Origin of the sequence: Photobacterium minamisatsumaniensis (assembly GCF_050336695.1) — a bacterium.
Classification (GTDB): domain Bacteria; phylum Pseudomonadota; class Gammaproteobacteria; order Enterobacterales; family Vibrionaceae; genus Photobacterium; species Photobacterium minamisatsumaniensis.
In genome coordinates this window covers 1-5,589 of record NZ_JAKJSI010000085.1, presented here as the reverse complement: position 1 = coordinate 5,589, position 5,589 = coordinate 1, and the positions used below count along the sequence as shown (strand labels likewise).

The 5,589-nt window shown below is 40.8% G+C and carries 7 protein-coding genes and 1 pseudogene; 1 reads left to right on the top strand and 7 read right to left on the bottom strand.

What is annotated here, in order from left to right:
* Positions 1 to 338 precede the first annotated feature (338 nt).
* From L4D78_RS27915 to L4D78_RS27885, 7 genes are all read right to left on the bottom strand, one after another.
* Positions 339 to 1,088: a metallophosphoesterase family protein gene (locus tag L4D78_RS27915; RefSeq protein WP_428469944.1), complete on the bottom strand. Its 750-nt coding sequence runs from the start codon at positions 1,086 to 1,088 to the stop codon at positions 339 to 341.
* Between the two features lie 115 nt (positions 1,089 to 1,203).
* A complete protein-coding gene (locus tag L4D78_RS27910) occupies positions 1,204 to 1,806 on the bottom strand; it encodes a DUF6988 family protein (protein ID WP_428469943.1) in 603 nt (200 codons plus the stop codon).
* A 117-nt stretch (positions 1,807 to 1,923) separates the two neighbouring features.
* Entirely contained in the window at positions 1,924 to 2,451 is a 528-nt protein-coding gene (locus L4D78_RS27905; RefSeq protein ID WP_428469942.1) for a hypothetical protein, read from the bottom strand.
* On the bottom strand, positions 2,441 to 2,710 hold the full coding sequence (locus tag L4D78_RS27900; RefSeq protein WP_428469941.1) for a hypothetical protein: 270 nt from the start codon (positions 2,708 to 2,710) through the stop codon (positions 2,441 to 2,443). The genes L4D78_RS27905 and L4D78_RS27900 overlap by 11 nt, the downstream gene beginning before the upstream one ends.
* A gap of 217 nt (positions 2,711 to 2,927) precedes the next feature.
* Entirely contained in the window at positions 2,928 to 3,353 is a 426-nt protein-coding gene (locus L4D78_RS27895; RefSeq protein ID WP_428469940.1) for a GNAT family N-acetyltransferase, read from the bottom strand.
* Between the two features lie 606 nt (positions 3,354 to 3,959).
* On the bottom strand, positions 3,960 to 4,502 hold the full coding sequence (locus L4D78_RS27890) for a hypothetical protein (protein WP_428469939.1): 543 nt from the start codon (positions 4,500 to 4,502) through the stop codon (positions 3,960 to 3,962).
* 380 nt (positions 4,503 to 4,882) lie between these two features.
* On the bottom strand, positions 4,883 to 5,026 hold the full coding sequence (locus L4D78_RS27885; RefSeq protein WP_428469938.1) for a hypothetical protein: 144 nt from the start codon (positions 5,024 to 5,026) through the stop codon (positions 4,883 to 4,885).
* A 375-nt stretch (positions 5,027 to 5,401) separates the two neighbouring features.
* Between L4D78_RS27885 and L4D78_RS27880 the strand changes: the two are divergent.
* Positions 5,402 to 5,589 (top strand): annotated as a pseudogene (locus tag L4D78_RS27880) (IS110 family transposase); the annotation flags it as partial.

The following is a 5,589-nucleotide window of genomic DNA, read 5'->3' as shown; positions in this document are numbered from 1 at the left end:
TTACTTGGCAGCGTGATTTCAGCAACTTAGTAAACACTAAAATCATAACGAACCAGCGCGAAAACCAACAGTGCGGATTCATGAATTTGAGAGAGATAAGGCTATTTATACCAATGAATATTGGCATGAGGTTTAGGTTAACCGCACCATTTCACTGAACGATTTTCACTGCATTGCGACCCACATTGAGCCACTAAATACCCAGCGACAATGAGACCTAAACCATAAGAAAAATTGGCATATAACGCCTGCGATAAGGTGTGCCCCACCTAACCAACAAAGCACACTGAACTCTAAACCAAAACCGCCGAGTGTAACGCATCACCTTGATTGCCTTGTTATAAGCACCTACCTGTGGACAGAAAATGTACCCAGTCCTCTCTGCCTTGCATTTTAGCGGCACAGGTTGCTCTTTGAACATCATAAGTAACTTTATGAAACACAATGTCCCATTTGTCGTCAGGCTTTTTCTGCAATGTTACATAAGAAGCTTTTGATGAATAATTCTGCATTGAATGACTATTAGGCTCATCATCAGTGTAAGCTTGCAGCCCTACACTCCCGGGATTAATAACTAGCTGACCTGTCGATAACTCAACACATCTTGGGGTATGAGTATGACCGCAAAGAACGATTGGCGAAGAAACGCTATTTAATAAATTTATTACTTCACTATCAGTACGAACCTCGGGCTTACCAGTACTTATATTTTCTAATAAATACACGAGATCATCATTTGGTGTTCCATGACACGCGTAAATATCAGGAGTTATCTGTAAATCAAATGGCAACTGCTTCATCCACTCTAATGGTGGCCTACCCAAGTCATTTAAAATAAATTGCATTGTTGGGTTAGAGTCTATTTCAGCTTTGGTCGCCTCATAAATCTGTCGGTCTTGATTACCTGAAATGGTTACAGCATTCAAAGAAAGTAAGTAATCATAAGTTTCCCTTGGGGCTACTGGACCATACAGAATATCTCCAAGGTTTATAAAAGTTGTCGCTCCTTTTGATTTTGCGTCATCAACAACAGCTCTAAGTGCAAACACATTGCTATGAATATCAGACAATACTGCAAATTTTTCCAATGCACTCTCCTTGTGCTTATAACGCTTGCAAAAAGGTGCCCCAAACTAAACCAACAAAGCGCACCGAACTCCATACCAAAACCGCCGAGTGTAACGGGTCACCTTGATTGCTTTGTTATAGCTCAATCAGATTGGCAGCAAAATCACTGATTTTTTTAGCCTCTAATTGTTTAGTGCCAACATGGTCTCGTATAATTTCGTCATATGCTAACGATGAAATCAGGACAATTAACTTTAATATTGAGTCAATTTCTGCTTCATTACGAAGGTTGGTTAACATATCCCCTTTTGTGTATTGTCTTGCAATACTTTGGATACCACCATGTGTAAAGTCATGAATGTTAGGTACTAATGGACCTAATCTGGTTTGAAGAAAGTTACACTGATTGRACTCAGGTACTTTCTTATCAACCTGCTCGATCAAATACTCAACTTTTTTGGGGAAATGCATAGCAGACAAATCGGCATCCATCTCAATGTCATCTTTACAGTATTTTACCCACATAGCGCGCAAGTAGCTTTCCATTGCAGGTCTAACAAGTGCATACATAGATGACGTTAGATACTCCTTATTCAAGAAATAAATAGACATACAATGTTCTATTGCAGAGGAAAGTAATGGGAAATAGATCCTGTTCTTTCCATCTAACTTGAACTCAAGCTTATTCAAGTCTCTATGCATAACCTTGAAATATTCAAGCAAAAGTTCATTATTCATTAAATACTACTCCTGAGCTATAACGCCTGCAATAAGGTGCGCCCCACTGAACTAACAAAGCACACGGAACTCCTTACAAAAACCGCCGAGTGTAAAGCGTCACCCTTGATTGCCTTGTTAGCTTTTCGCTGCGATATACTTTGTATGGATGTCGATGATGAAGGGTTCAACTAAAGAGATGCATTTATCTAAGTCATTGTTAGATATCTCTACTTTATCACCATCTAATGTATAACCATTCCTATGAACAAGGTCATGACGAAGCTCTAATTGTTTCAAAAGCTCACTACTTATATTAAACCGAAAATTCAGTACTTTTTTGTAATACATCTCAACGTCATTCAATCGGTGCCATACGAGAGCTTTCATTGAGCGGATCAAGTATGTTTCTATTGAATTATTAAGGGCAAAAGGTACGGTAACAGTAGCAGCTCGAAACTTGTCATGACTCGCTAACTTTTGCAAAGACTGATGAGAGTCAGTTATTTCAAAGATAAAGAGATTTGAAAGGTATTGCTCCATCAAGCTAATTACATTGGAAAAATAAAGCTGATTGTGAAAACTGTCTCTACCCTGTGCTTTTATTTGTGCAATGCCACCGATAAAGGCAGCCAGATAAATGTTAGCCTGCTCTTCAGAACTCATTAGCGTGATACTCCACTCTAATCTGCTCTTCCAACATATCATTCTCTGTCGTAACTTCTACGGTCCAATCTACACCGACGTTCGAAGACCAGACAGTTATACTAAACTCATTACCTTCATCATCTTCAAATGAGTCATAGTTTTCACTGACACTATCTCTGTACCTATCTGCTACAAAATTAGGAGATGGAACACTAACCACTGTTAGCTCTTCAGCACCACGATAAATTAGCAAATATCCACCAGAGATTGGAGGCATGCAATCGTTACCTTCTAATGTAAAACTCATAGTTATCAACTTTCTCAAAACAAAGGTATTTTTGTTATTATAACAGTATAACTTTAGTGGTTACACCACCGAAAAAGCTAACGCCCTTGYGAAGTTGCCCGCCCCTGAACCCAAACATTACATCGTAATCACAAAAGCCAATTCAGACTGAAAATGCCGCGTATTAAGGGTCAACTTGCACAGTTTGTTAGGTTGATGCGCTGAACTTCATTAGGTGGTAACTCTCCAAGCCGCCTTCAACAGTAGAATCAATTACAAAACCTTTTGAATGGTAAAAACCAATAGCATTTTCATTAGCAACCAAACACTTCAAACTCAACTCTGAATAATGCTGCTTGCTGGTATTTAACAGCTTTGAACCTGCACCACTACGTAATTGTTGAGGGCTAACAAAAAGATGATGGATAAAGCAGTCAGGAGCCCAGATTGATATGAAACCTAGGACTTCTTCGCCCTCAACTGCTACCCATATTTGTTCACCATCAGTGTCTCGGTCAAAGTCTAACAACCCAAAATTGGTTGTGTCTAACCAAGTAAAAGTTACAGTTCTCGATTCTAAATATAACTGCCTCAATGCAACTAAATGGTCAGAATGAAACCTTTTGACTTCCATTAACTCTCCAACAAACCTAACGCCCTTGTGAAGTTGCCCGCCCCAAAACCTAAAGGTTACACCGTAACCACAAAAACCAATTCAAACTAAAAATGCCGCGTGTTAAGGGTCAACTTGCACAGTTTGTTATATGGAAAACTGAAACCAAAGCGGCTTGGCCGCCCCGCCCCACCGAGGCAACAGGTGAACAACCCCAAACTCACAATGTTGGCTGTAACCGTGAGCACCACGCTACCAACAATTGATTACCTTACTTAGCAGAGTTATTTCAGCAACTTAGTAAACACTGAAATCATAACGAACCAGCGCAACAACCAACAGTGCGGATTCATGAATTTGAGAGAGACAAGGCTATTTGTACCAATGAAYATTGGYATGAGATTAAGGTAACCCGCACCATTTCACGGAACGATTTTTACTGCATTGCGACCCACATTGAAACCACAAAACAACCAGCGGCAATGACACCTAAACCGTWAGAAAMAATGGCATATAACGCCTTGCTAAGTAGCAGCTAACACCACGACACTTAAGCAAAGCCACCGTAAACACGAAACCCGACCGAACCAAAAATGCCACACGTTAGCTGTCTGCTTGAGCAATTTGTTAGGCATCTTTAGCTAATTGATATTCTGACTGCTGAGCTTGCATCTCTTTTTGTATCCAAGCTTCATCGATACCAAATTGTTGCCACGCGAGAGTACTTAATTTCTCAATTGCACGATCGGCGATTTGAAACATAGTTATGAGGGATTGTAATTGAGAAATCATTTCAATACGCCCATCAGCATCGGCTAAATGAACGGCGTAATCATAAAAGAAATCATGTGCCAACCAATTTCGCTTTTGCAAAGTTTCATGGAGGTGAGCGAGTAATGTGTCCGGCAGATCTACTTGTTTTTTGACTTGCCCTAAAAGGCGACCAAACGTGTTCGAATTGAGTCGATCGTATAACTCTAACCACTGCTCTTGCGTAAGTGCTGACTCATCAACTAGCTTGTATCCCATAGCAAAGTTAACAAGCGCCTTTTCTGCACACTGCGCATTAAATGACGCTAAACCGTAAAAAGCGAACACTTCTCTTTCGTCCCCAGACTCTATTTCAGGAACTGGATTCAAATCACCAATATCTATATCCGCAAATTTCAAACATTACTCCTTGATGCCTAACGCCTTGGCATAAGGTGCGCCAACGCAATACTTACTAAACCAAATACACTTCAAACCAAAACCGCCGAGTGTTAAGCGTCACATTAATGCCATTGTTACCCGGCCGTTCGACTTGGCTAAAGCAGCTTGCCTGCCATGATGAGTGCAATTAAAAACTGCACTGATTAGGCGCGACAAACATCCAACTCAAGGCGACAAATTCAAAACTATAACCGCGAAAATTACTGCGCGTTTACCCACAAAATAGCGGCAACGATGATGTTAGCACTATGGTTTGCCTAGTGAAGCCACACCTAACATTTGCGATAAAATTGATAACAACGCAGCCCAAACTAAAGCCGCGAACATCGCCCACAAAATTACTGTTTACGGTAATCACCAAAATGTAACCACTTCCCTGCCAGCGCACCGACAACAATATTGAAAGCGGCTATCCTCGATGATGGCGCGGCAATAGCTAAGAAATTTAAGAACTGGTAAGTACACAGAGTATCAACCGCCACGGCCGAACCATGGTTAAAACCAAATAAAGAAGTTGACGCGGTTATCAGCGAACATTCACGTAAGTCGTTGAGATGTTTAAAAATAAGAAGCCGCTATGACCGACGAACGATTCTAACTGCATACGGATTTATCTGGAATTGACCAACGCACAGCGACTGCGGAGTTAAGTACACAAAAAGAACTCAACCAAGTCGGGTAACGCCTGCAATAAGGTGCCCCACGTTAACTTGCAAAACGCACCGAACTTCATACCAAAACCGCCGAGTGTAACGGGTCACCTTGATTGCTTTGATACTTATTGAGCCTTCTCCGACAACATGCCCCATAGGAGTATGCTGGAAGGCGACTAAACCAATAATACGGAGAAGACTCATATGCAATTTTATACGAAGAACCACCCTTATTACTGCGGTATAGATCTCCATGCCCGTTCTTTATATGTCTGCATCATCAATCATGACGGCGAAATTTGTATTCATCGAGAAATTAAAGCTTCTCCCGACCAGCTAATGAGAATACTTGAACCTTATATCGGGAATATTATTGTGGGTGTTGAATGTAT

What these genes read in the sequence shown, in the direction of transcription:
- L4D78_RS27900 (WP_428469941.1), bottom strand. Translation starts at nt 2,710, where the DNA reads ATGCCTCCAATCTCTGGTGGATATTTGCTAATTTATCGTGGTGCTGAA.
- L4D78_RS27895 (WP_428469940.1), bottom strand. Translation starts at nt 3,353, where the DNA reads ATGGAAGTCAAAAGGTTTCATTCTGACCATTTAGTTGCATTGAGGCAG.
- L4D78_RS27905 (WP_428469942.1), bottom strand. Translation starts at nt 2,451, where the DNA reads ATGAGTTCTGAAGAGCAGGCTAACATTTATCTGGCTGCCTTTATCGGT.